Origin of the sequence: Nannocystis pusilla, from assembly GCF_020073745.1 — a bacterium.
Taxonomy (GTDB): Bacteria; Myxococcota_A; Polyangia; order Nannocystales; family Nannocystaceae; genus Nannocystis; species Nannocystis radixulma.
In genome coordinates this window covers 296,909-318,716 of sequence record NZ_JAIRAU010000056.1, presented here as the reverse complement: position 1 = coordinate 318,716, position 21,808 = coordinate 296,909, and the positions used below count along the sequence as shown (strand labels likewise).

General features: G+C 68.6%; 21 protein-coding genes. 11 read left to right on the top strand and 10 right to left on the bottom strand.

The features are described from left to right. Positions 1-48 precede the first annotated feature (48 nt). The gene (locus K7C98_RS39175) at positions 49-1,029 is read left to right on the top strand and encodes a hypothetical protein (protein WP_224197038.1); all 981 of its coding nucleotides are present in this window, start codon (positions 49-51) and stop codon (positions 1,027-1,029) included. A 682-nt stretch (positions 1,030-1,711) separates the two neighbouring features. Next, positions 1,712-3,355 (top strand): hypothetical protein, encoded by a 1,644-nt coding sequence (locus tag K7C98_RS39170; RefSeq protein WP_224197037.1) that lies wholly within the window; start codon positions 1,712-1,714, stop codon positions 3,353-3,355. 4 nt (positions 3,356-3,359) lie between these two features. Here the strand turns inward: K7C98_RS39170 and K7C98_RS39165 are convergent, their stop codons facing one another. Next, positions 3,360-4,181: a hypothetical protein gene (locus tag K7C98_RS39165; protein WP_224197036.1), complete on the bottom strand. Its 822-nt coding sequence runs from the start codon at positions 4,179-4,181 to the stop codon at positions 3,360-3,362. Between the two features lie 25 nt (positions 4,182-4,206). Here K7C98_RS39165 and K7C98_RS39160 point away from each other — a divergent pair, with 25 nt between their 5' ends. Next, entirely contained in the window at positions 4,207-4,428 is a 222-nt protein-coding gene (locus K7C98_RS39160) for a hypothetical protein (RefSeq protein WP_224197035.1), read from the top strand. On the opposite strand, the gene K7C98_RS39155 is transcribed toward K7C98_RS39160, so the two are convergent. Both K7C98_RS39155 and K7C98_RS39150 read right to left on the bottom strand, forming a co-directional pair. Further along, positions 4,415-5,458 (bottom strand): hypothetical protein, encoded by a 1,044-nt coding sequence (locus K7C98_RS39155; RefSeq protein ID WP_224197034.1) that lies wholly within the window; start codon positions 5,456-5,458, stop codon positions 4,415-4,417. The two genes, K7C98_RS39160 and K7C98_RS39155, sit on opposite strands and share 14 nt — an antisense overlap. A 147-nt stretch (positions 5,459-5,605) precedes the next feature. Further along, positions 5,606-6,163, bottom strand: a complete 558-nt coding sequence (locus K7C98_RS39150) for a hypothetical protein (protein ID WP_224197033.1) — start codon at positions 6,161-6,163, stop codon at positions 5,606-5,608. Positions 6,164-6,347: 184 nt separating this feature from the next. On the opposite strand from K7C98_RS39150, the gene K7C98_RS39145 reads away from it, so the two are divergent. Then, entirely contained in the window at positions 6,348-7,397 is a 1,050-nt protein-coding gene (locus K7C98_RS39145; protein ID WP_224197032.1) for a hypothetical protein, read from the top strand. Positions 7,398-7,609: 212 nt separating this feature from the next. On the opposite strand, the gene K7C98_RS39140 is transcribed toward K7C98_RS39145, so the two are convergent. The 3 genes from K7C98_RS39140 to K7C98_RS39130 are packed head-to-tail and all read right to left on the bottom strand — an operon-like array spanning position 7,610 to position 9,834. Further along, complete coding sequence (locus K7C98_RS39140; protein WP_224197031.1) at positions 7,610-8,935, bottom strand: radical SAM/SPASM domain-containing protein; 1,326 nt, start codon at positions 8,933-8,935, stop codon at positions 7,610-7,612. Continuing rightward, a complete protein-coding gene (locus K7C98_RS39135; protein WP_224197030.1) occupies positions 8,932-9,213 on the bottom strand; it encodes a hypothetical protein in 282 nt (93 codons plus the stop codon). Before K7C98_RS39135 ends, K7C98_RS39140 begins: the two co-directional genes overlap by 4 nt. Positions 9,214-9,261: 48 nt before the next feature. After that, positions 9,262-9,834, bottom strand: a complete 573-nt coding sequence (locus tag K7C98_RS39130) for a hypothetical protein (protein WP_224197029.1) — start codon at positions 9,832-9,834, stop codon at positions 9,262-9,264. 166 nt (positions 9,835-10,000) lie between these two features. Between K7C98_RS39130 and K7C98_RS39125 the strand changes: the two genes are divergently transcribed. Next, a complete protein-coding gene (locus tag K7C98_RS39125) occupies positions 10,001-10,291 on the top strand; it encodes a tetratricopeptide repeat protein (RefSeq protein ID WP_224197028.1) in 291 nt (96 codons plus the stop codon). A 406-nt stretch (positions 10,292-10,697) separates the two neighbouring features. After that, positions 10,698-12,281: a type VI secretion system contractile sheath small subunit gene (locus tag K7C98_RS39120; protein WP_224197027.1), complete on the top strand. Its 1,584-nt coding sequence runs from the start codon at positions 10,698-10,700 to the stop codon at positions 12,279-12,281. 331 nt (positions 12,282-12,612) lie between these two features. On the opposite strand, the gene K7C98_RS39115 is transcribed toward K7C98_RS39120, so the two are convergent. Beyond that, positions 12,613-14,181 carry a tyrosine-type recombinase/integrase gene (locus K7C98_RS39115; protein WP_224197026.1) on the bottom strand — a complete coding sequence of 523 codons (1,569 nt, stop codon included), beginning with the start codon at positions 14,179-14,181 and terminating at the stop codon, positions 12,613-12,615. A 169-nt stretch (positions 14,182-14,350) separates the two neighbouring features. On the opposite strand from K7C98_RS39115, the gene K7C98_RS45270 reads away from it, so the two are divergent. From K7C98_RS45270 to K7C98_RS39090, 5 genes are all read left to right on the top strand, one after another. Next, complete coding sequence (locus K7C98_RS45270) at positions 14,351-14,803, top strand: recombinase family protein (protein ID WP_224197025.1); 453 nt, start codon at positions 14,351-14,353, stop codon at positions 14,801-14,803. A 189-nt stretch (positions 14,804-14,992) separates the two neighbouring features. Continuing rightward, the gene (locus tag K7C98_RS39105) at positions 14,993-16,792 is read left to right on the top strand and encodes a hypothetical protein (protein WP_224197024.1); all 1,800 of its coding nucleotides are present in this window, start codon (positions 14,993-14,995) and stop codon (positions 16,790-16,792) included. Further along, complete coding sequence (locus tag K7C98_RS39100) at positions 16,789-17,580, top strand: recombinase family protein (RefSeq protein WP_224197023.1); 792 nt, start codon at positions 16,789-16,791, stop codon at positions 17,578-17,580. The genes K7C98_RS39105 and K7C98_RS39100 overlap by 4 nt, the downstream gene beginning before the upstream one ends. A 391-nt stretch (positions 17,581-17,971) precedes the next feature. Continuing rightward, positions 17,972-18,343 (top strand): hypothetical protein, encoded by a 372-nt coding sequence (locus tag K7C98_RS39095; protein WP_224197022.1) that lies wholly within the window; start codon positions 17,972-17,974, stop codon positions 18,341-18,343. 127 nt (positions 18,344-18,470) lie between these two features. Beyond that, positions 18,471-19,439, top strand: a complete 969-nt coding sequence (locus K7C98_RS39090; protein WP_224197021.1) for a hypothetical protein — start codon at positions 18,471-18,473, stop codon at positions 19,437-19,439. A gap of 129 nt (positions 19,440-19,568) precedes the next feature. Here the strand turns inward: K7C98_RS39090 and K7C98_RS39085 are convergent, their stop codons facing one another. Genes K7C98_RS39085 through K7C98_RS39075 form a run of 3 tightly spaced genes read right to left on the bottom strand, consistent with a single transcriptional unit; the run spans position 19,569 to position 21,808 of the window. Beyond that, complete coding sequence (locus tag K7C98_RS39085) at positions 19,569-19,709, bottom strand: hypothetical protein (RefSeq protein ID WP_224197020.1); 141 nt, start codon at positions 19,707-19,709, stop codon at positions 19,569-19,571. 7 nt (positions 19,710-19,716) lie between these two features. After that, the gene (locus K7C98_RS39080) at positions 19,717-19,899 is read right to left on the bottom strand and encodes a hypothetical protein (protein WP_224197019.1); all 183 of its coding nucleotides are present in this window, start codon (positions 19,897-19,899) and stop codon (positions 19,717-19,719) included. Between the two features lie 7 nt (positions 19,900-19,906). After that, entirely contained in the window at positions 19,907-21,808 is a 1,902-nt protein-coding gene (locus K7C98_RS39075; protein ID WP_224197018.1) for a hypothetical protein, read from the bottom strand.

The window sequence follows — 21,808 nt, the reverse complement described above, 5'->3', positions numbered from 1 at the left end:
CGCTGCGCACGGCCTGGGCCGCCCGGATCGTGGTATGTCTACGGGGCGATGAATCCTTGCCTGTGCATCGTCCTCGCCGCCAGCGTCGCGGCGGCGCCGGTCCCAGCGGCGCCTGCACCGGAGTTCGAGCGGCTCGAGCGACGCATGCAGGAGCTCGTGGAACAGGAGCGCTTCGAGGCGCTGGCACGCGACGGCGAGACGGCGTTCGGCCGGGCCGACCTGGAGCCGTGGCAGCGCCGCGAGCTCGCCTTCTACGCCCTCCGCGGCTACCACCGCATGTTCGCCGCCACGGGGCAGGTCGCAGGGTTGTGTCGGGCGCGCAACCTGCTCCGCCGCGTCGAGCGAGAGGTCGGCCTCGGCGACGAAGCCGCGACCGCGGCCCGCTTGCGCGACGTCACCGAGTCCGGCCTGGCGCAGCAGGGGCCGAAGGACCCCTGCGTCACCGTCAAGGCGCGGGCATCCGCCGGTGTACCTACATCGACCCCCGCCAAGCTCTTGCCGGTGCTGCAGCGACCCGTCGCCCCGCCGCCCGCCGCCGATTCGCAACCTGTCCTGATCGACATCTCGCGCCGGCAGACACCACGACCGCCGCCGCCGCCGCGACCTGCTGCCATCTCCGCGAGCGAGCCGCCGTCCGTCGCCCCGACCGCGGTCGACCCCGAGCCGCAGGCCCGCCCGCGCGATCGGGTGCTCGCCGGCAGCTTGCTGCTCGTGGTCGGCGCCGGCCTGGGCGCCGGCATGACCGCCGCGTTGGTGCGCCGCAGCGACGTCAACGGCGAGATCGTCGAGATCGGCGAGCGCAGCGACGTCGAAGATCGGCCGCTCACCCCGGAGCAGTTCGACAGGGTCGCCCGCCTCGCCGACACCTACCGCCAACTGACCCCCGTGGCCGGCGTCACCGGAGCCCTCGCCGCCGTCACCACCATCACCGGCGTGGTCCTGCTGGCCCTCCCGCAGCGCACTCGCACCGTCGCCCGCGTGGCCGCGACCCCGTGGTCGGCCAGCTTGACCCTCACGGGCCGCTTCTGAGCCCGCGAACATCCCTCTCACGCCGGCGCGTCGTCGCCACGAGCCCCTGCACGCACCACCCGCGCCTGCACCGCTTCGGCCGCGCATCGAGGACCTGCAAGCCCGGGACGTCCTCCGGCCGCGCAGCACGCCCCACACGCGCCTGCCGGCCTCGTCACGACGGCAGCCCTTGCTCCACGCGCTCGCGTCACGCCGCGTGCGGCGGCCATCCCCGATCGTGGAGCCTCGGCGAATGGCATGAGTCGTCCCGCGAGCCGATGCCCTCGTGACATTCGCGGCGCGATTGCAACTGTCTCGATGAACATGTCCCATCAGACATCCAGTGCGCCGCTCGCGCAAACCGCCGCCACGAGCGCTCGGGCGCGCGCGTCGTCGGCCCCCGCGTGTCCCCAGGATCCCCCGTCGGCGCAGTTTCGCGCCGCGCGGAATCATGACACGCGCGCGGGCGCGCGCGATCACGCGATCTCGAGATCGACGCGTGCCACGAATTTACCGCCGTCGCGGCCCGGACAGGCCCGACATTGACGGACCGCGGCGAATCGTCAGAGCCCGCAGAATGGTCGTGAACGCAGGTCTGCGCCGCGCCCTGCGAATTGCGAAGCAGCGAGCGCCCTCGAAGTCACGCGCCTGTCGCCCCGCGAACTCGCCGTGCTCGGCTACCCTCTTGAGCGCGGACCCGGAGATGAAGCGGCGAGCCTCCCCCAGCCTCCTGGGCATCACCGTGTTCGGGGTCGCGGCCTGCACGGCCCCGGGTCTCGACCACATCGGCACGCACGGCGATCCGCCGGACACCTCGACGACCTCGGCCACCGGCGTCGCCAGCGAGGCGGCCCCGCCGACCACCGGCGAGCCCGGCACGTCGACCACCACCGAAGACGATCCCGGCGTCACCACGATCGGCAGCGGCGCGACGAGCGAGCCCGCGAGCAGCACCACCACCGACGACCCGCTCGCGCCGCCGGCGATCGTCGAGCACGAGCTCGGGCCGAGCCCGCTGCAGCAGGCCGGCCCGATCGACGTCGCCATCGGCACCGTCCACGCCGACGGCGTGCGCATGCAGATCGACGGCGGCCCGCCGGTCGAGCTCCCCCTCGTCGGCGTCGACGATTTCGCCGGCGAGATCGTCGTCTACACCGCGCTCGACAACGGCGACCACACGGCCACCTTCGTCGCCTGGCGCGACGACCTCGAGAGCGAGCCGCTCGCCGTGCCCTTCACCGTCGCCCTCCCGCCGCCCGGCAGCGAGCTGTTCTGGGAGGGCGACAGCGCGATCGGCAAGGGCACCGTGGTCGCCCTCGCCGTCACCCCGACGCACGACCTCATCGAGCTCGGCACCTACTATCCCCAGGGACAGGCGCGCTGCTACCTGCGCCGGCGCGACCTCGGCGGCGCGTGGGGCCCCGGCGACCTCGTCGAGCTCAAGCCCGGCCTCCCCTGCAGCGCCATCGACCTCACCGTCGACGAGGACGGCGCCCTCCACGTCCTCGCCGACAAGATCGAGAACGGCGAGCTCCGCTGGTGGCTCGGCAAGATCGACGCCTGGGCCGCCGAACCCGCCAACGTCGGCACCGGCGCCGTCGGCGACGTCGCCCGCGCCCTCGCCACCGACAACACCCACGTCGCCGTCTGCGGCACCAAGCCGAAAACGATGCACCTCGACGCAGCGGTGTGGATCTTCGTGCCCAACGCCACGGGCAAGAGCCTCTCCTATGATTACCTTCCCGGCATCGATTTGCCGGTTCGGTTCAGCGAGACGCCCCGCGACTGCCGCTTCCTCGGCGATCACCTCGTCCTGTCCGGGGGCATGCTCGGACTTCACGAGGGAAATGACGCCCAGACGCGTCATTTCGTGCTGGACATCGACCTGGCCGCGGAGACGCCCTCCTGGCTCGTCGCCGGCAAGGGTCCGGGATCCCAAAGCGAGGCCAAGACAATATCCATCGACGGGGAGGGTCGCATCATCACGGGCGGCCACAGTTGCGGAGACACTTGCGAGCCTCAAGGCGAGCTTCGACTGTTCTCCAATCCCAGCGAACAGATCTGGCAGCGCGCGCTCGATCCATCGGTTTCGCCGCCTCGCGCCATCGCCTGGCACCCCGCGGGGTATGCCGTGTTCGCAAGCGCCCGAAACAACGCCCAGAATACCAGCGTCTTCCTGATTCAGGCGTGGTTCCCGCTCGGGGGTGCGCCCGCGTGGACGTACGAACACCAGGACGGCCCCGCGATCCATACGGCGACAGCCATCGCGATCGGACCCTACGGCCAGATCTACGCCGGAGGGACGACCGCCGGGGGCTATCCTGCGATCGCGGTCGTCGCTCCGTGAGCGCTCACTGAGGGATGAAGGCCGAGCACGCTTCGCCGATGAGATCCGTAGCGACCTCGAACGCGGGCCGATAGTCCGCGTCTTCATTGTCGGCGATGTGCCAGTACGGGAAGTACAACTTGACCAGATCGCAGAGGCGATCCGAGGGGTTGCACTCGGGAAAGTGGATGCTGAACATCACGACCGAGTTCAGATCACCGTGCTTCGCGTTGGCGATCGCCTCGGCCCACAATTTCGGCTTGCCTGTCGAGAATAGATCCAGGGAGTTGGAGATGAACGTGATCATCAGGAGCGCGTCGTCGCGCAAAAACCCCTCGTTGCAGCCACCAGGGTCGTTGATGGCCGGCTGCATCGCAGCCGTGACCGCCTCGCCGAGCCGGTCGTCCCCGGTAAGCCCGACCTGCGCGAGACAGGCGAAGGTCTCCGAGAGGTTCGGCTGCTCGCCAGTCAGGTAGCGCCGGCCCCCGACGATCCCGCAGCCGACGTTCGACGCCCCCTTGCCGGCCGGGAACACCGTGCCCGCCCCCATCGTCACATCGCACGCCGTGATCGACTCGATCGCGTCGTACGGATAATCGGGATACGGACAACCGGTCGGGGTACAATCCGCGTTGCACACCGGGCTACCCCAATTCTCGTCGCCGTCGACGACCATGATATGATAGTCGAAGTCGACGAACTTGCTCTGGATCGTCGCGATGAAGTCGGGGAACGCCTCGATGAGGCGCTCCTGCATCGTCTCCATGTAGCCGAAGCGCGAGATCACGAAGAGGAAGTCGATCTTCCCCCTGCAGCCGACCGGGTGCAGATCGCCGAGGTCGGGCATCCCGAGATCCTGCAGCGGCACCGTCGTGCCCGGTTCGCCCGTGCTGCTCGTGGAGGTGTCCTCGAGGACAGGTGCCGTCGACCCCGTGCTCGTCGAGGTGGACGACGTGTTCCCGGTCAGTTCAGGCACCGACGTCGTCGCCGGGAGCGCGAACGACGAGGCCACGGGATCGGGCCCCACGCAACCCGCCACGAGCATCGCCAGCGCCATGGTCGCCCACGTCGTCGGGCGCATCATTGAGGAATGAATGCCGAGCATGCCTCCTCCACCAGATCCGTGGCGACCTCGAACGCGGGCCGATAGTCCGCGTCTGCATTGTCGGCGATATGCCAGTACGGAAAATAGTACTTGACCAGATCGCAGAGGCGATCCGAGGGGTTGCACTCGGGAAAGTGGATGCTGAACATCACGACCGAGTTCGGATCGCCGTGCTTCGCGTTGGCGATCGCCTCGGCCCACAACTTCGGCTTCCCCGCCGAATATAGATCCAGGGTATTGGAGATAAACGTGATCATCAGGAGCGCGTCGTCGCGCAAAAATCCCTCGTTGCAGCCACCAGGGTCGTTGATGGCCGGTTGCATCGCGGCCGTCACCGCCTCGCCGAGCAGGTGATCCCCGGTGAGACCGACCTGCGCGAGACAGGCGAAGGTCTCCGAGAGGTTCGGCTGCTCGCGAGTCAGATAGCGCCGGCCCCCGACGATCCCGCAGTCGACGTTGGACGCCCCCTTGCCGGCCGGGAAGACCGTGCCCGCTCCCATCGTCACATCGCAGGCCGTGATCGACTCGATCGCGTCGCACGGATAATCGGGATACGGACAGCCGGTCGGGTTGCAGTCCGCATTGCACACCTCGCTGCCCCACGTCGCGTCGCCGTCGACGACCATGATGTGATAGTCGAAGTCGACGAACTTGCTCTGGATCGTCGCGATGAAGTCGGGGAACGCCTCGATGAGGCGCTCCTGCATCGTCTCCATGTAGCCGAAGCGCGAGATCACGAACAGGAAGTCGATCTTCCCCTTGCAGCCGACCGGGTGCAGATCGCCGAGGTCGGGCATCCCGAGATCCTGCAGCGGCACAGTCGTGCCCGGCTCGCCCGTGCTGCTCGTCGAGCTGTCCTCCGGGACAGGTCCCGAAGTCCCTGTCGTCCCGGTCGAGGTGCCCGGCTCGTCCCCCGTCGGGGCCGGCGCCGACGACGCAGTGGGCGGGAGCGCGAACGACGACGCGGCCGGGTCCGGGCCCTCGCAGGCCGCCAGCGTCCCGGCCAGGACTGCACTCATTCCCCGCACGTCCCCAGCTTACCCCCGTGGAGCGCAACCGCGCTGCGCGGATGCGTGAGGTTCGAAGCTGCACATCGGCGCAGTCCCGCGCATTCGGGCCTTTAAGCCATGTCTCTGGGGACAGCCGGATGACGGCGTTCTCGCGGTTCAGCGGGGCTCTGGCGGCTCGCCGGCCGGGAGCCCGCGGCGCCGCAGGGCGGCGGCCGTGCGGGCGATCGTCGTCAGCTCGGTCCACGGGCGCTCCGCCGTGGTCGGATCGCCTCCGACCCATTCGCACGGCTGGTCGCGGTAGGGGTCTGTGGGCAGGGCCCGCATCTCGCGGGCGCCCGCCTCGAGCGCCGCCCTGAGGCGGGCCAGCGCCGCCTCGTCGGGGCTGAACAGCTGCGGCGCCGCCTGTACCGTCAGCCATGTCCGAATCACCAGGGCGGCCAGCGCCGCGATCGCGGCCATCACCAGGAAGCCCGGGGCCGGGGCCATGAACACCACCGCCGCCAGGCCTGCCCAGACCATCCACGCCCACGCCGGCAGGCCGAGCGACGCCGCCAGGCTGCCCGGTCGGGCGTGTTCGAGCTCGGGCCGGGCCCCCACGGCCAACTGGTCGACCAGCGCCCGCCGCCGCAGGTCGCGCTGGATCTGCCGTGCCAGCTGCTCGGCCTCTGCGAGCGCCACCAGGGCTGCGCCTGGGCCGGGCCGGTCGGGGGTCACCATCGCAGGGTACGTCACCTTCGGTCCCTGTCCGCCGGCCCGATGGGCGCGGAGTCGGCCCCACGCCCGATCCACGCCTTCGGATGTCTGTGACTGCCCCCAATGCCCGCTCGAGCGCCGACGAAGACTGCGCAACTCGCGGGCTGGACGTCGGTCCTGAAGCTATAATAGATTTGGTCGGTTTATGAAGCTCTGCGACGCCTGTCATCGCCACGTGCGCCCGAGCGAGGGGGCCTGTCCGTTTTGCGGCCGTTCGATGCGGACCACCGGCGCTGCGCGGCTCGGGGCGGTCGTCCTGCTCGGAGCGCTCGAGGCCGGCTGCGCCGGTCGTCCGGTCGAGGAGAGCGGGGGCGAGAGCGCGACCCTGGGCACCACCACGAGCGGCGGCGGCAGCTCGAGCGTCGGCACCACCGGGCCGACGACCGGCGAGGCGACCACCATCCCCGCGACCACCGCGACCACCTCGACCACCTCGACCACGCTGACCGTCACGGGCGAGCTGACGAGCACCGGCGACATCGACACCACCGATCAGGGCTGCAGCTTCTACGGCGGCTGTCCGGCCGACTTCGGCGGCGGCACCCTCGAGTGCAGCACCTTCGCCCAGGACTGTCCGGACGGCGAGAAGTGCACGCCCTTCGCGAGCGAAGGCGACGGTGAGCTCGACTCGACCCGCTGCGTGCCGATCCCGCGCGACCCCGACCAAATCGGCCAGCCGTGCACCGTCGAGGGCAACGTGGGCAGCGGCCTCGACTCCTGCGACGGCGGCGCGATCTGCTGGAACGTCGACGGCGGGACGCTCACGGGCGAGTGCGTCGCCCAGTGCGGCGGCACCCCCGACTTCCCCGAGTGCCCTGCCGATCACACCTGCGTGTTCTTCAATGACGTCTCGCGGGTCTGCCTGCCCACCTGCGATCCGGTGGCCGCGGCCTGCGAGCCCGGCGAGGTCTGCACCTTCAACGGCAACGACTTCGCGTGCGTCGGCATCGTCGGCCCTGGCGCCGCCGAGTTCGAGCCGTGTGAATTCCTCAACAGCTGCAACCCCGGCCTGTTCTGCACGGGCTCCGAGATGGCCAGCGAATGCGACGCACAGCAAGTCGGCTGCTGCCTCGCCTTCTGCGACGTCGAGGCGCCCGCCTGCAACGGCGAGGGCGCCGAGTGCATCTCGGTCTGGGAGCGCGGCCAGGCCCCCGCCGGGCTCGAGCACGTCGGCGTCTGCGCCCTCCCGCCGTGACGCGGCCGGCTCACATGTCCTGAAGACCAGCCTCGTCGAGGCTGCCCCATCGTCGACGCCCGCCACTGGCGGTCTCGCATGACATGTCTCGAGCCGCCGCGACCTCGCGTGCGCGCGACCTGCTCCAAGAGACATCATCGAGCGCCGCTCACCTGTCCCGAAGGACAGCCACGAGCTCGGGTCGAGCTCTCTCGGTAGCGCCGCCGCCCGAGTCACGACCGAGGCACCGGCGCGCCGGGCCCGAACGGCATCTGCTCGCGACCGACGCGCGGCTCGTCGATCGCCACCGGGCCGCGGGCCGCGAGCTCGGGGTCCTTGGCCTCGCGGACCACGCGGTAGAGCCCGTGATCGAACGGCACCCCCGGCGCCGGAGCGACCGGCTCGACGCGCTCACGCAGACCGGCGCGGTCGAGCTCGAGCGCGCGGTGATGACAATAGGGATTGTTGCCGGGGCGACCGAGCAGCGGCTCGCTGGTGGCCGAGCAGCCGGCCATGCACACGTCGTTGTAATAACATTCGCGGCAGTAGCCCCACAGATCGTCGACGGTGCGCTTGCGGGTGAACTGCAGCTCGGGCGCGCTGTCCCAGATCTCCCGGAGCGGCCGCTCGCGCACGTTGCCGGCCGCGTTGGCCCGGCCGCCGAGGCTGGGGCAGCCCTTGATCGTGCCGTCGGCCTCGATCCCGAGCGCGTGGCGGCCGGCGATGCAGCCCTTGTAGTGGCCGCCGGCTTTCTGACGCCCGCGCAGCTCGGCCTCGAGCGGACCGAAGTAGCCGAGGTTGTTGGCCGGCCACAGCCGCTGCCCGTGCGGCGCCCCGCGGGCGACCAGGCGCTCCAGCACCGCGAACACCTCGAGCAGCATGAATGGTTGCAGCAGGATCTCCGGGTGGTCGGCCGCGTTGCCGAACGGCGCCGTGATCTGCAGCTGCCAGCCGCCAATGCCCTCCGCGAGCAGCAGCGACTGCAGCGCCTCGAGCGTGGGCAGCGTGAGGCGATTGATCTGCGTGTTGACCGCCCGCGCGACCCCGGCCGCGCGCAGGCGCTCGAGCGCCGCGAAAGCCCGGCGGAAGCTGCCCGGCACCCCGCGCAGTGCGTCGTGCGCCGCCTCGGTGCCGTCGATCGACAGGTTGACGCTGCGGACCCCTGCCTCTGCCAGCGCCGCGACCCGCTCCTCGGTGAGGTTGAGCCCGCCGGTGGTCATGGTGCAGTCCATGCCGGCGTTGCGGATCGCGCGGGCGATCAGGATGAAGTCGTCGCGCAGGTAGGCCTCACCGCCGATCAGCGTGACCTCGCCGACCCCGAGCGCGCGCAGGTCGGCGACCAGCTGCAGCGCCTCGGCCGTCGACAGCTCGCCGGGCCGCGCCGCCCCGGCCCGCGAACCGCAGTGGATGCACTTCTGATCGCACTTCAGCGTCAGCTCCCACACCGCGTAGCGCGGCGACGGCACCTCGCCGGCCACGCCGGCGCGCGCGCGGCGATCGTCGGGCCGCGGCAGCGAGGCCACCACCGGCAAGCGGCGGCGATTGTCCCGCAGGCTCACCGGCGCAGGGTATCACGCGGCGGTGGGGCTCGCCCGTCGGGGTCGGGCGGCCCGCCGTCGTCGGCGTGCTCGGGCCGCTGCTCCTTCTTGGCGACCACGACGTGCTGCGTCGCCGGCGACAACATCTGCTGCAGCTCGAGCAAGGCGTTGCCCGCCCCCGTGCTCGACGGCTTGCGGACCCGGTAATAGATGTACCCGCCGCGCTCGAGCGCCAGCAGCAGCCGGTCGAGCACGAACAGGCCGGCGAGCACGGCGAGCACGGTCAGCGGCCACGGCACGACTCCAGCGTATCCCACGCCCGCGGCCGACCTGACGCGGCCGCGCCGTCACTTGCCCTGCGAGTCCTCGACGAACTTGGCTGCCGCCTTGCCGATGTTCCGGCCGGCCATCTCCATGCGCTGATGGTCGGACGGCGTGGTGAGGCTGGCGCCGATCATCGCCTTGGTGTCGATCACGTCGGTGACCTTGCCGTCCTTCTGCCACGAGAAGCGGGCCTCGATCTTCGACGGCACGCTGTACACCGGCGTGTAGATCCCCGTCGTCACGTGGATGTACGCGATCACGAGGTCGGGGGTGCCGTCGGCCGGCGCCGCCGCGACGTTGACGCCGCGGTCCCGCATCCCCTCGAGGATCGCCGCGTCGGTCTCCTGCTTGATCTTGGCGAAGTCGGCCTTCTCCTCGTCTGACTTTTCGGCCAGGTACTCGGCCTCGCTGGCCTTGTCGAGCACGGTGACCTTCGACCAGTCGAAGCCGACCGTCATGCTGGTCACACCCTTGAGCGCCGAGGGCGGCCCGGACTGCTGCACCACCGAGTACGGCTTGCAGGCGGTGGCGGCGAGGGGCGCGGCAGCGATGGCGAGCGCGAGCGTGAGGCGGCGGAGCATTCGGTTCTTCGTCATGAGGGGCGGAGGATATCCCGGCGGCGTCCGCGGCGGCGCGCCCCTCGCCACAGGCGCGTCCCCCGCAGTTCTCCGAGTGTGCGAGCGCGGCGACGACAAACCATGTCGCGACCACGCACCTCCGCGGTGACCGGCCGTGCTGCATGGTGGCGCTACGACACCGGTCGTGACCGCGCCTTCTCTGCAGATGCTCCACAGCTTCGACCACGGAGCGGCCCTCGCGCATTACGAGCAGGCGATCGCGCGGGTCGAGGCCCGCTTCGGCGCCTCGCACCCGTCGCTCGCCGGGCTCCATAGCAGCGCCGCCGGCGAGTTGTGCCAGCTCGGCCACTACGCCGCCGCGATCACCCGCGCCGAGCAAGCGATCGCCCTGTCGAACCTCGCCGGCAATTACGACGAGATCTTCGACGAGGCCCAGCGCGTCCTGGCGCGCGCCCGCGCCCGCGCCTACCCATGAGCGCACGCGCGAGCGCCTCGCTCTCCGCAGTCGCACGAGTCGCGGAAGCGCCTGCGCCTGCTCGCCCGCGCCCAGATCGCGCATCCGCCTCGCAGCGCCTCGCGGTCGCTGCTGCTCCCGTGCGCCCTTCACCCCGCCGACAAATCATTCGCGGTCCGCTCCCGGCACGCCGCCGCTCGCGTCGGCTCGTCCGCCGCCCGGGCGTTGCCGCTCGCGTGCGCCCTTCACCCCGCGGGCACACCATTCGCGGTCCGCTCTCGGCCCGCGACGTCCCGGGCACGCGCGGCTCGCCTCGCGCTTTCACGCATCGGCCCGCCACGCGCGCGCCGTCGCGATCGCCCCGCGCGGAGACATCCATTGTCGCGGGCCCGGCGGCTTGGGTAGCGTGCGTGCGATGCAGCCCTCCATGTCCAGTTCGCCGCGCCTCCGCTTCCTCGTCGCCGGTCCCCTGTCGCCGCGACCGACCGGTCGGCGCGGGCGGATCTTGCTGGCCGAGCTGGCCGAACGCCTGGCGCAGTCGTCGCTCGCCGTCGACGTCGACGTCGGCAAGGCGATCGGCGCCGCCGGCGAGCTGAAGGTCAAGGCCAAGTTCTCCCGCTTCCGCGACTTCTCGGCCGCCGAGGTCGTGCAGCAGAGCCTGGGCGAGCTGCACCGCCTGCGCGAGCGGCTGCTCGCCCCCAGCGGTCGTCCGCGCAGCGACGAGCTGCTCGCCACGATCGCCCGGATCGCCGGCCGCGGCCCGCTCCACGCCGAGCTCACCGCCTGCTTCGCCCCGCCGCCCGAGAAGCCCGCCGAACCCGGCGGCGGCGACCTCGTCGACGAATTGCTCGCGCGCGCCTCCTCGCCGCCGAAGAGCGCCGCCAGCTCGGCCATCGACGCCGTCGTCCGCGGCGCCGTCCAGAGCACCCCGGCCGGCGCCGCCCTCGAGCCGTCGCGGGCCGCCCACGCCGCGCTGTCGGCCGCGCTCGCGCGGGCGGCCAGCGCCGTACTCGCCGATCCGGGCCTGCGCGCCGCCGAGGTCCGCTGGCGGGCCCTGCGGCTGTTCTTGGGGCAATGCCCGCGCGACGACCTCGACGTCGAGCTGCTCGACGTCGCCATCGCCGATCTGCCGGCCGCGCTGGCCGAGCTCGGCGAGCTCGACCCGCTCGCCCGGCCCGACGCCGTGTTCGTCCTCGACCCGCTGCAGAGCCTCGCCGACGCCGCGGCGCTGGCCGAGGTCGCCGCCGACCTGCACGCGCCGGTGTGCGCCGAGCTGGCCCCCGCCGCGCTCGGCCTCGACTCCACCGCCGCCGTCGCCGCGCGCATCGAGGCCGACCTCGACCTCGGCGACGACTTCACCAGCCTGCGCCACAACCCCGCCAGCCGCTGGCTCACGCTGGCGCTGAACGGCCCCGTGCTGGCCGCCGAGACCACGCCCGCGGGCGCTCGCCTGGTCGCCGGCGGAGCCGGGCTCGCGGTGGCCGCCCTGCTCGCCACCAGCATGAAGCTCGGCGGCACCTTCGCCCAGCTCGGCCGCGACGCCGACCTGCGGGCGCCCGCCCAGGGCACCTTCAAACACGGCCAGGAGGACATCCCGATCGGCACCGTCGAGCCGTGCTCCGCCAACGCCCAGCTCGCGCTGGCCCGTCGCGGCCTCACCGCCGTCGGCGGCCCGCAGCAGAGCGACCTCCTCACCCTCGCCGCCTGCCCGGTGGTCCACCAGAGCGAGGACGCCACCTCGTTCGCCGGCCAGCTGCTGGTCGGCCGCACCGTCCGCTTCGCCCTGTGGGTGCGCGACCGCGTGCCCGCCGGCGCGAGCGCCGAGGAGGCCGCCGACGCCGTGACGCGGGCCGCCGCCCTGGTGCTCCTGCCCGGCACGCCGATCCGCCCGCGCTTCGGCGCCGCGCTCGCCCGCGGCGAGTCCGGCGCCGAGCTCAAGATCGCCGCGTCCTACCCGGCCGCCCTCACCGGCGCCCCGGTCGCGCTGTCGTTCGCGCTGCCGCTGTCCTGACCCCGGCCCCGCCGGCCCACTCTCTAAAGGACATGTCCAACAGGACCTGTCCTCACCACCCCGTCTCAAAGGACATGCCCGAGAGGGCATGTCCTCCCCCTTTGCCCTCGCCCGTGGTTCGTCGCGGCACTCCCGCGGGGAATGACACGCCGAAAGGACGCGAGAAAGCGTCTGTTCGGCGGCCAGCCCTGGCCGTCGAACAGGCGCCCCACGACCTGTCCTCCAGGACATCCCACATCGAAGCCCACGACGGCGTGTCGGCCTCTCACGGCTGCAGCCGTGCCAGGGGTCCGGGGAAGGGCCGGCCGCGAATGTGAATTCGCCGCCAGATCTACGCTGCAAGGGCGATACGGAGCTTTTTCCGTTTCGCTTCCGCAGCGTTTCCAAACCGCGCCGAGGGCGCCGGGGGAACCGGGGGCCCCGTCATGGCGGCGATCTCGGCCACAGCCTCACGGGCCAGCTTCCGCTTGTCCGTGTGGATGTAGTAGCTCATGGTCGTCTTCAAGCTCGCGTGCCTCGCCAGGGCCTGGAGGGCGTAGGGCTTGATCCCGCGCTCTGCCAGGTGGGTCAGGCGCGAGTGACGGCAACGGTGGGGGCCGTGCTGTCGCAGATCGGCATCCCGCTGCATCCTCAGGACCCGCTTCCCGAGCGCGCGATCGCTCGGGTACTCGACCGCGCCTCGTCCGAGGACGAACGCGTGGTCGCTCTGCTCCCACAGCTTCTTGAGCGCAGCTGCCAGCCGAGGAGTGAGCGGGATCGTCCCTTCCTCGCCCTTGGGCGTGTCCTGGAGAACGCCCTGGCAGACGTTCCTGCGGATCTCCATCGTTCCCTCGGCGAAGTCGATGTCCTCCCACATGAGGCCGGCGGTCTCACCGATGCGCAGGACGGCATCGGCCAACAGGAGCGCGAGGACCCGCTCGTAGGTGTCCTTCGCACCGCTGCCGACGAAGTGCTCGAGATCCTCGGGCGAGAAGATTTCGAGTTTCCGCTTCTTCACCTTGTCCCATTCGATCGTCGGGATCTCGGCGAACGGGATCTTGGTCCGACGCATGGCCCACGTGAGCATGCGACGCACCTTCTCGATCACCTTCTTCTGGCTCGAGATCGCCATACCCTTGCATTCAAGGTCGTCGCGAAGCTTGTTCATCGCCGCGAGATCGATCTGGTCCGCACGCACGTCACCGAGAGCTTCGGCGATGTGCCGCGTCCAGTGGCAACCGTACATGACGCGAGTGTTGTGCTTCTGCGCGGCGATGTACTTGGCCGAGAACTCCGGCCAGAGTTCGGCAAGCGTGGGGGCCGTGGTCTTCTTCTTCGGCTGTTCTTCTTCACTCTCCTCTCTCGTGTCGGTCGAGACAGAGCGAGCAAGCTCAGTCACGATCCGCAATCTCTCTCCCTCGCCCCATGCAATCGCACCCTCGAGCGTCAAGCCGGCCGGTGCGACACGTCGCTTCCGATCGGGCTTGCCGGTCCGGGGGTCGATGTACTCAAGATCCGCGTGCCAGCGGCTCGAGTCTTTGATGTAGGGGCAGCAGGTCACGGGCTTGCAGGTGTGTTTCGTTTCCAAGGGGGCGGGCTCTTTCCGCCCCCGCGTTTCCTGGCGCACCCATGCCAGCACGGCCCCGGCTCGGTAGGCAACCCGCCGGCCGTTGCAGCTGTGGGGGGGACCTTCACCCTTGGCCCGCCAGCGCTCGAGGGTTCGGATGCTCGTGCGCAGGATCTGGGCGACTTCGTGGGCCTTGAGCAGGTGGTCCGGATCGAGGTCACCGACACCGACACCGACACGTGTGAATTCACACTCGTCGGGGCCGGCGTCGGATGTCCAGTTCCGGCCCTCGTCGTGCTGGGGGCGGGGGCGGGAAGTGGTGCGGGTGATCGGGGGACAGGCTTGGGCTTGCACCCGCCGGATAGGCTTTCGTCAGACATCGCCCCTGGATTGGGTGTACACACTCGTGTACACTGACAATGTGCCCCGCTCCCCCGAAGCCCTCCGAGCCGCCGATGCCCGTGCGGCCGACCTCAACGTCTCTGCTCTCGCTCCCCGTGCCGATGCCGCTACGCGTGCGCAGGTGACCGCTCTTCACGCCCGACTCGTGGATGTGCTCCATGAGGCTGTAGCGATCGCCCTCACCGACATGCGCGCCGAGAACGATGCCGGCGAGGTCGTAGTGTTCACACGCGAGAACACCCCACCTCCTTGGCACATGCCGCCCGAGTGTTCTCAGGCCGCGCGAGCCTGGGCCCTCGATCTGGTCGATCGCGTCCTCCCCTCGATGTCTGGAAATCCCATGTCCACAACCGTGAACACCACCACAGAAGTCGCCTCCCGCGAAGATGACCCCAGGGCGCCGATCCACCGGCGCATCTTGGCTATGCACAAGGAGGGCAAGTCCATCCGCCAAATCTCCGAGATCCTGAAGGACGAGGAAGTACCGGGCCCGCAGGGTGGATGGTGGCACCCCACGTCGGTCCACCGGGTGATCCAGCGCGCCGCCGAAGCCGCTGCCAAGAAGAAGAAGTAAGTTGAAGCGCGCCAGGGGCGGTGGGGATGTTCCTTGTCGGCCCTTGTGCTATATGGGCTTTGGCCCCGCTGTGTACGGGGCATGAAAAGCCAAGGGCCCCAGGCATTTGCCTGGAGCCCCTCGCCCGGAGGGCGGTCCCCCGACCGCTGACTCCGCGTAGCCCGCCCCCTCGACGCTCCCGAGGAAGCAATGCTCAACACAGTACGATCAGAGCACGAGAACCGCAAGCCGAAGATCGGCCTCGATACATTCTCCGTCCGCTTGTACTTCCAGCGCGCCCCCAAGGACGCCGCCAAGTGGCCAACCCTTCCCGATGGATTCACCCTCTCCGCCGTGCGCGAGCGCCCCGGGTGGTCCGAGCAGACGTTCTATGACTGGCACGCCAACCATCCCGCGCTGAAGATCTTCGTGAACGCCCACGAGCTCGAGCTGTGGACCCATCCCGATGAGGAAGATCCAGTCTGTAGCGGCAAGTTCGACATCACCTTCGAGGTCGCGCGCGTCAAGTCCTCCATGATGTACCCGGACGCCCCGTTCTGGGTGAACGACAAGACGTGCAGCTCCTCCGAGGCCGGCTCCATCGTCAAGACCATCATCGAGGAGATCGCCGAAGCCCTCCAGCTCGGCGAGTACACGGTGGAGGTCCTGCGGATCGACGTCTTCGCCGATGTCGTCTGCCCCGATCACCGGACCGTGCTCGACCACGTCGCACGCAGGCGCCCCAAGGTCTACAAGACCCAGGCGCAGCCGGCGACCTACTTCAACCCCTGGGACGACGACGACGACCCCACCGGGGGCGTCACTCACAGGCGGTACAAGGGGGGTAAGAAGGGCTGCGAAGAGACCCGCCTCTACCCCCGAGCCCCCAAGCTCCTGAAGGATCTCGAGGCCGCTGGCTTGGAGGCCGAGATCGAACCCTCCAGCGCGCTCGCCCAAACCCTGCGACTCGAAGCAGTCCATGGGAAGGAGCGCAAGAGCGGCTGTCGGCCACTCAAGATCTGCGACGACTTCACCGCCCGCCCAACCCGCTCCGGTGACGAGGACTCCGACGAGATCGAGGGCAAGCCCTCCATCTCTCTCGAGGACGCTCTCGACCCCCGCGTCTGGGCCGGCGTTCTCCTCGAGCGCCTGCGAGAGCTCGATCTCTATGGCAAGGACGCGAGATCGATCGAGGTCGCTCTCTCTCCCTCCGACCTTCGCAAGCGGCTCCTCGCCGCCGGCGTCAGTCGCGGGACCGCCAGCCAGTACGCAGATATCGTGTTCGAGGGTGAGGAAATCTTGCGCGCTGAAGGGTGCGACACACGAAAGATCATCAAGAAGGTCGAATCGATCATGGGTCGGACATTCGTCGCAGAACATGATCGTCTCCCCCACGATCCGTTCGCTGACATCGCCTCCGCATGCCTCGAGCTCGCAAGGGCAGGCGGAGGCCCAGACCCATCCACCTGGACCCGTCTCCGCATCCTCTCCGCAGGAGAGACCGCGAACACGGCCCCACATGGCTCGGTCACGGCCCCCGTAGGCCAGCGCGACCCTCTCGACCCCGACGACCTCCGTGAAGTCGAGGCAGCCATGGACGAGATCGACAACGCCAACCCCTCGACGAAGGGGAAGGGCAACGTCAGCCCCCAGATCGTCCTCGAAGATGCTCGCACGTTCGATCCATACGCCCCTCCCAAGGACACAGCCCGCCCGCCTCCGAAGAAGCGGATCGGCAAGGTCAGAGGAAGGGTGGATCAAACTAACGAAACTCTCGTCAAACCTATGCCAGCAGGGGCTGACTCGGTGATCGTAGGCCAAGGCTCCGCCGATTGGCGCAACGATCCCTCTCTTATATCTGTGCCCGCTCCGCCGGTGGGTGTGCACAAAGCGCCGGACGCTACGAGCAATCCTACCAAACCCAATAGGAGGAAGCGGAAGGCCGACTCGGCGCAGGCTGATCCGACCGATCGCATGCTCGAGGGAATCTGCAACTGGAGTGAACAATGACCCAGCGCCGATCGAACAAGGGCGACCCCACGAGGGCCGTCGCGTACCTGCGGGTCTCCACGGACAAGCAAGAGGCCTCCCCCGACGTCCAGGCGGCGGCCATCGCCCGGTGGGCAGCGTCCCAAGGCGTGACGATCGTCGCCAGCTTCCTCGACGAAGGTGTCGGCGGGGCCACACCCCTTGTTGATCGTCCGGGTCTTCAGGCGGCTCTTGCAGCCCTCCGTGAACACAAGGCCGGCGTCCTCGTCGCCTCGAAGCGGGACAGGTTCGGCCGTGAGCCCGCGTTGATGCTCGAGCTCGAGCGCATGACGGCCCGTCGTGGGTCCATCATGCGCACTTCCGATGGTGCGAGTGATGCGGCTGGGTTCGCCGGCGAGGTCCAAAGGGAGGGCATGGACTTCGCCGCCAAGATCGAGCGCTTGGCGATCAAGGACAGGACGAGTGCGGCCCTGCGACGCCTCCAAGAGCGGGGCCGAGCTGCCGGCGGTCGACCCCCCTACGGGTGGAAGATCGTCCTGACCCCCGACCCCACCGACGAACGCGGCTTCTATCGCTCGATCGAGATCGACCCAAACGAGCAAGCCGGCCTGGTTCTCTTGCTCGAGCTCGACATCCTCCGCCTCTCGTGGGCGGAAATGGCCCGTCGCATGACAGCCGCCGGTCACCGGCCGCGGGGGTACCGGTGGCACCCCCGGAGCATCGAGACGATCCTCCGCAGGTACCGGAGTTCGGATCGTCCGGGCGGACGGCCCGAAGATGCTCCGGGCGGAGTGTTCCCGCGGGCGTAAGAGGGACATGCCCACGACCCGCAACTACAAACTCTCAACCTTCAGGCTCGCGCTCCGGACCAGGTTCCTGCGAGAGGACCTGCTCCCCCTCTCCGAACGGGAGCAAGACCTGCTCCCCAGGATCAAGCGGGGAGGACACTGGACCCCCAGGCGCGCGGCGCGGGTGCTAGGGGTGGCCCGATCGACCGCGCGGAAGATCCTCGTCGACCTCGTCGACCGTGGTCTCATCGTGGGCAACCGGTTCGGGCGCCATACCTGGTTCCACCGCGTGTGAGGCCGATGGGCGTCGTCGCGCACGAGTGGCCGAGCGGTACCGCGCACCGAAAAGAGCGCTGTCGCACACCTGTAGGAACGACTTGCGAGGATGCCCACGGACAAGGAGCATGGTCGCATGACCACCCCCGTCCGCGAAGTGATCGACCTGAAGGAAGTACGCGACTACGTTCTCGCGTTCCTGAAAAAGCATCCTGCCGCCGATTGCAAGTGGGTTAGAGATGGCGCCCTCCGACCGAACGACAACTATCGGCACATACACTTCAGCGTCGCGCATAGAGGAGTTCTGACCAACGATCAGGGAGTACGGGAGGCGCGCGAGCGGGAGCTCGAAGCGGTCTTCGATGGCCTGAACAAGCACCTCAAGCCGGTTCACCACTACGTACTGCTCGACTGGCCCCACGATGGCACGTTTAAGATCCTGGTCTACATCGAAGGCGCTCATGAAGCAGAAGCCCTGGCGAAGTGGAAGCAGCGCCCGGTCGAGTAGCGGCTACCAGTCGTCCATCACGGGCACGAGACCGCCAACCAGAACGACATCGCCAGCTCGGCCCAGTGATCCTTCCTCAAATGTGGACTGCTTGTGAGTCGCTTGCCGCAGCTTGATCCTGGGCAACATGAACCCCCCCAACTTCCGCTTTCGCATGACCATGAGGGGTGTCGACAGCCCATATCCGCAGGATGGCACCTTTTGGTGCCGTCCAGATGGCACCTTCTTCTACCAACTCGACACGGAGTACCTACTCGGCGAAGAGCCTCATAGGTCTAATGCTCCCGATCAGCTCAACGCTGAAGCCGTGAAAGACCTGCTGCAGAAGATGCATCCCGAGTGGCACCTCAGCGAGGTCGCACAAGCCAGCATGCCGCCGGGGAAATTTCACCCTCGTGTCTGGAGGCAGAAGGCTGGCCCCGAGCCCGCTTCTATGTATGGCCAGGAATTCACGAGCGACATCGTGAATTTCGAATTACTCGAGCGCGACTTGGAGAGCCTTTTTCAGATCATCGAACCGTACAAGGGCAGCCCAAATCCATCTCCCAACGAAATGGCCTTCGGCCATGGGATCAGGCGCCTCCTTATCCTCGCCTGCACGGAGGTCGAAAATCTCCTCAAGAGGGTGATGCTATCGCATGGTTGCCAGAGCAACGGAAAGCACTGGAGCACGAACGACTACGTGAAGACCTACCCGGTGCTGAAGCTCGGCCACATTTCATCCAGGCTCGTACGCTACCCCGACTACCCTCCACTGCAGCCTTTCCACGGATGGGGCGAAGGTCCGCCGTCTCAAAGCCTCGACTGGTACAACGCTTACAACGCGACAAAGCATGATCGCATGGAGGGCCTTAAGGAAGCGACCTTCTCCAGAGCGCTCAATGCCGTTGCCGCCGTTCACGTTTTGCTCACCGCGCAGTACGGGATCGGGTTGCTCCGAACCCGCTGGGGACGCTTCGCCTTGAAGACTGAAGACCATCACTCTCGCATCTTCGAGAACGTTGACCTCCCGTTGCACCCGTTGGGCAAGCAGTACATCCCGCCGTTTGCGGGCGAATACTGGAGCCCAAGCCCGATGCCGCCCGGCAGTTTCTAGTGGCGCGCCAGGGAGCCGACCGAGCTTTACGGACTCCGTCCTCGCCGACGCCAGCGGTCGTGGACTTCGGAACAGACGAGCATCACGACGAGGAACCAGGCGCCCATACACACCTGAGTACATCGGCTGTTAATCGAGGTCGTCGTCTTCCTCGGCTTCGGACGGGGGGGTCGGGTCGAGGAACCTGTAGGCCAGGACGAGGGCCCCGCCGGCGATGAAGATCCCGAGGGAGGCTCCAGCGATGACTTCGTATGCGGCGAGGCAGTCCACAAGGGCCTCACTTCAGCAGGAACACGGCGGCCAGGACGACCGCGACGATCGCGATCCCTCCGCCCCCTGAGCCGGATCCGCCGCCGGTGTTCTTGAAGCCGGTCGGTCCAGCAGGCAGCACCTTGGCTGCCGTAGGCCGCTGGCCGCTGTAGATGTTGAGCTTGAGCCCTGGGTCTTTGCTGAACGCCATACGTACCTCACAGGAGCAACAGGGCTCCGAGTCCGACCCCTGCGATCGCAAGGCCAGCACCACCGCCGCCCGAGCTCGGACGATCAGGTGGGGCCCATGGTGAGCCACCCTGCGGCGGGAGGGCCGAGGGAAGTTCGTCCTCACCGCCCTTGCCGCCCTGTCCAATCTTGAGCCCCAGCCCTCGAGCTTGCGCGAGCTGTGCGGGGCTGTTCGTTACGCCCGAAGCTCGAAGCTGATCCGCGAAGGCCGGGTCAACCTCGTCGACGTCGGAGAGCAAGATCCCGAAGCGAGCCTCGTGGGCGAGCAAGAGCTGCCGCGCGTCCAGGGCCTTGGCTCTCAGGGTCGGTGAGGCTGCGAAGGCGGCATACGGCGGCATGCCGCCGCTCTCCGTGACCCGCACGTAGGCGGTGACCAAGGTGCTGGTGAGGCACTTCGTCTGGAGCTGCCGCATGCGGTCGATTGCCGGCTTGATCATCGCCTCGAACGGCGAGCTGTACTTGACGAGCAAGTCCTCGGGCTCCGGCCACGGCCGGCATTTCGCGCCTGCCGACAGAGGAGAACCGATCGGCCATGCAGGCCCACCCGAGAGGGCAATGCGTTGATTCACCCGCTTGTAGGGCGGCGGGTAGGGCCCGAGCTGCGCGGTGCTGTACGAGCCCTCGGGGTACGGCCAGGTCGGGCCTTGCCGCGGCTCGAGCCATGCGCACGAATTCCTCGTCAACACGGTGCCTGCGCCCTCCGCGAAGATCTTCGGGGTGATCAACGGGGCCGGCATCGGCCTCGGCAAGGGATCATAGCCGTTGCGCTTCAAGCCGAGCCTTGTCTTGGCGCCGGTCACTGCGAGGTACGGAGCTGCGAATTCCCCAGCCCACTCGTCCTTGGCAAACTCGGACCAAACCGATTCGAAGAAGGTCCCGAAGTACTCCTCCCAAGCGAGCTCGATCTTGTCGAGATCGAGCTTGTACATGTCGGGCGAGCCGCCCTTCTGGCACTGCTGCCACAAGAGCGTGCAGGTCTGTGCGAACGCGGGGAGGAAGTCGCCGGTGTCGGTGAGAGCCCGTCCCCACCGAAACATGGTGCCGTCCGAGAAGTACCTGAGCAGGCGAGGATCGGCCTGCGGGACCTTGGGGCTTTGAATGAGCCCCGCTACGCGCTCGGTTCCCGGCATGGCGCCGAGGCCTGTAGTGCTCCAGGCGACCTGTCCGCCGGAGATCGGCGCGAACATCTGCCCGACGATCTCACCGTCCTGGACCCCATCGGCGATCTTCCAAGGGACGGGTTCGAACGGAGGCAAGAAAATGTTGGTCCAGTCGACGCCGGGGCAGTAGGTCTCAACCAAGAACTTCTGCACGAGGTCTTGGTCCGTGCTCTTGCTGTAGCTGCCCCAAGGCAGAAGGATCCGCTTCTGTTGAATCGGGGCGGGAGAATCGAAGAGCCGCGAGATGAAATCTCCGAGGCCCACGATCCCCGCCATGAGCTTGCCGACGATCGGCACGGCGCCCACAAAATTCAAGGCTGTCTGCAAGCCGACCTCGGCCACATCCTTGCCGAGCATCACGGGGTCGCGGCTTGTGCTCCAATCGACCTCAGCCCAGAGGCCCTCGAAAGCCTCGACGCCGGGCCGTAGCTTGTCCAGCCATGCGATCCGCGGGAGCCAATTGGTCGGGATGTCGCCGGCGATGGTGGCCTTGGCCTTGTTCGCAAGGGCCAAGGCATCGCGCCAAGCTCGCGCTTGAGCCCGCGTGAAGATGGCTTGGCCGATGGTGCCGAGCTTCCCAAACTCGTCGGGAACAACCCCCTCCATGAGGGCGGCGAACTTCTGGTCAAGCAACGCGTCATCGCTCGGGAACGGACTGAAGAACTCAGCCGGCACCCGGTCAAAGATCGGATCGTTGCTCGAGAGCTTCAC

What these genes read in the sequence shown, in the direction of transcription:
- K7C98_RS39105 (WP_224197024.1), top strand. Translation starts at nt 14,993, where the DNA reads ATGCTCAACACAGTACGATCAGAGCACGAGAACCGCAAGCCGAAGATC.
- K7C98_RS39165 (WP_224197036.1), bottom strand. Translation starts at nt 4,181, where the DNA reads ATGCCCGACCTCGGCGATCTGCACCCGGTCGGCTGCAGGGGGAAGATC.
- K7C98_RS39170 (WP_224197037.1), top strand. Translation starts at nt 1,712, where the DNA reads ATGAAGCGGCGAGCCTCCCCCAGCCTCCTGGGCATCACCGTGTTCGGG.
- K7C98_RS39080 (WP_224197019.1), bottom strand. Translation starts at nt 19,899, where the DNA reads ATGGCGTTCAGCAAAGACCCAGGGCTCAAGCTCAACATCTACAGCGGC.
- K7C98_RS39145 (WP_224197032.1), top strand. Translation starts at nt 6,348, where the DNA reads ATGAAGCTCTGCGACGCCTGTCATCGCCACGTGCGCCCGAGCGAGGGG.
- K7C98_RS39130 (WP_224197029.1), bottom strand. Translation starts at nt 9,834, where the DNA reads ATGACGAAGAACCGAATGCTCCGCCGCCTCACGCTCGCGCTCGCCATC.
- K7C98_RS39095 (WP_224197022.1), top strand. Translation starts at nt 17,972, where the DNA reads ATGACCACCCCCGTCCGCGAAGTGATCGACCTGAAGGAAGTACGCGAC.
- K7C98_RS39090 (WP_224197021.1), top strand. Translation starts at nt 18,471, where the DNA reads ATGAACCCCCCCAACTTCCGCTTTCGCATGACCATGAGGGGTGTCGAC.
- K7C98_RS39175 (WP_224197038.1), top strand. Translation starts at nt 49, where the DNA reads ATGAATCCTTGCCTGTGCATCGTCCTCGCCGCCAGCGTCGCGGCGGCG.
- K7C98_RS39100 (WP_224197023.1), top strand. Translation starts at nt 16,789, where the DNA reads ATGACCCAGCGCCGATCGAACAAGGGCGACCCCACGAGGGCCGTCGCG.
- K7C98_RS39155 (WP_224197034.1), bottom strand. Translation starts at nt 5,458, where the DNA reads ATGAGTGCAGTCCTGGCCGGGACGCTGGCGGCCTGCGAGGGCCCGGAC.
- K7C98_RS39120 (WP_224197027.1), top strand. Translation starts at nt 10,698, where the DNA reads ATGTCCAGTTCGCCGCGCCTCCGCTTCCTCGTCGCCGGTCCCCTGTCG.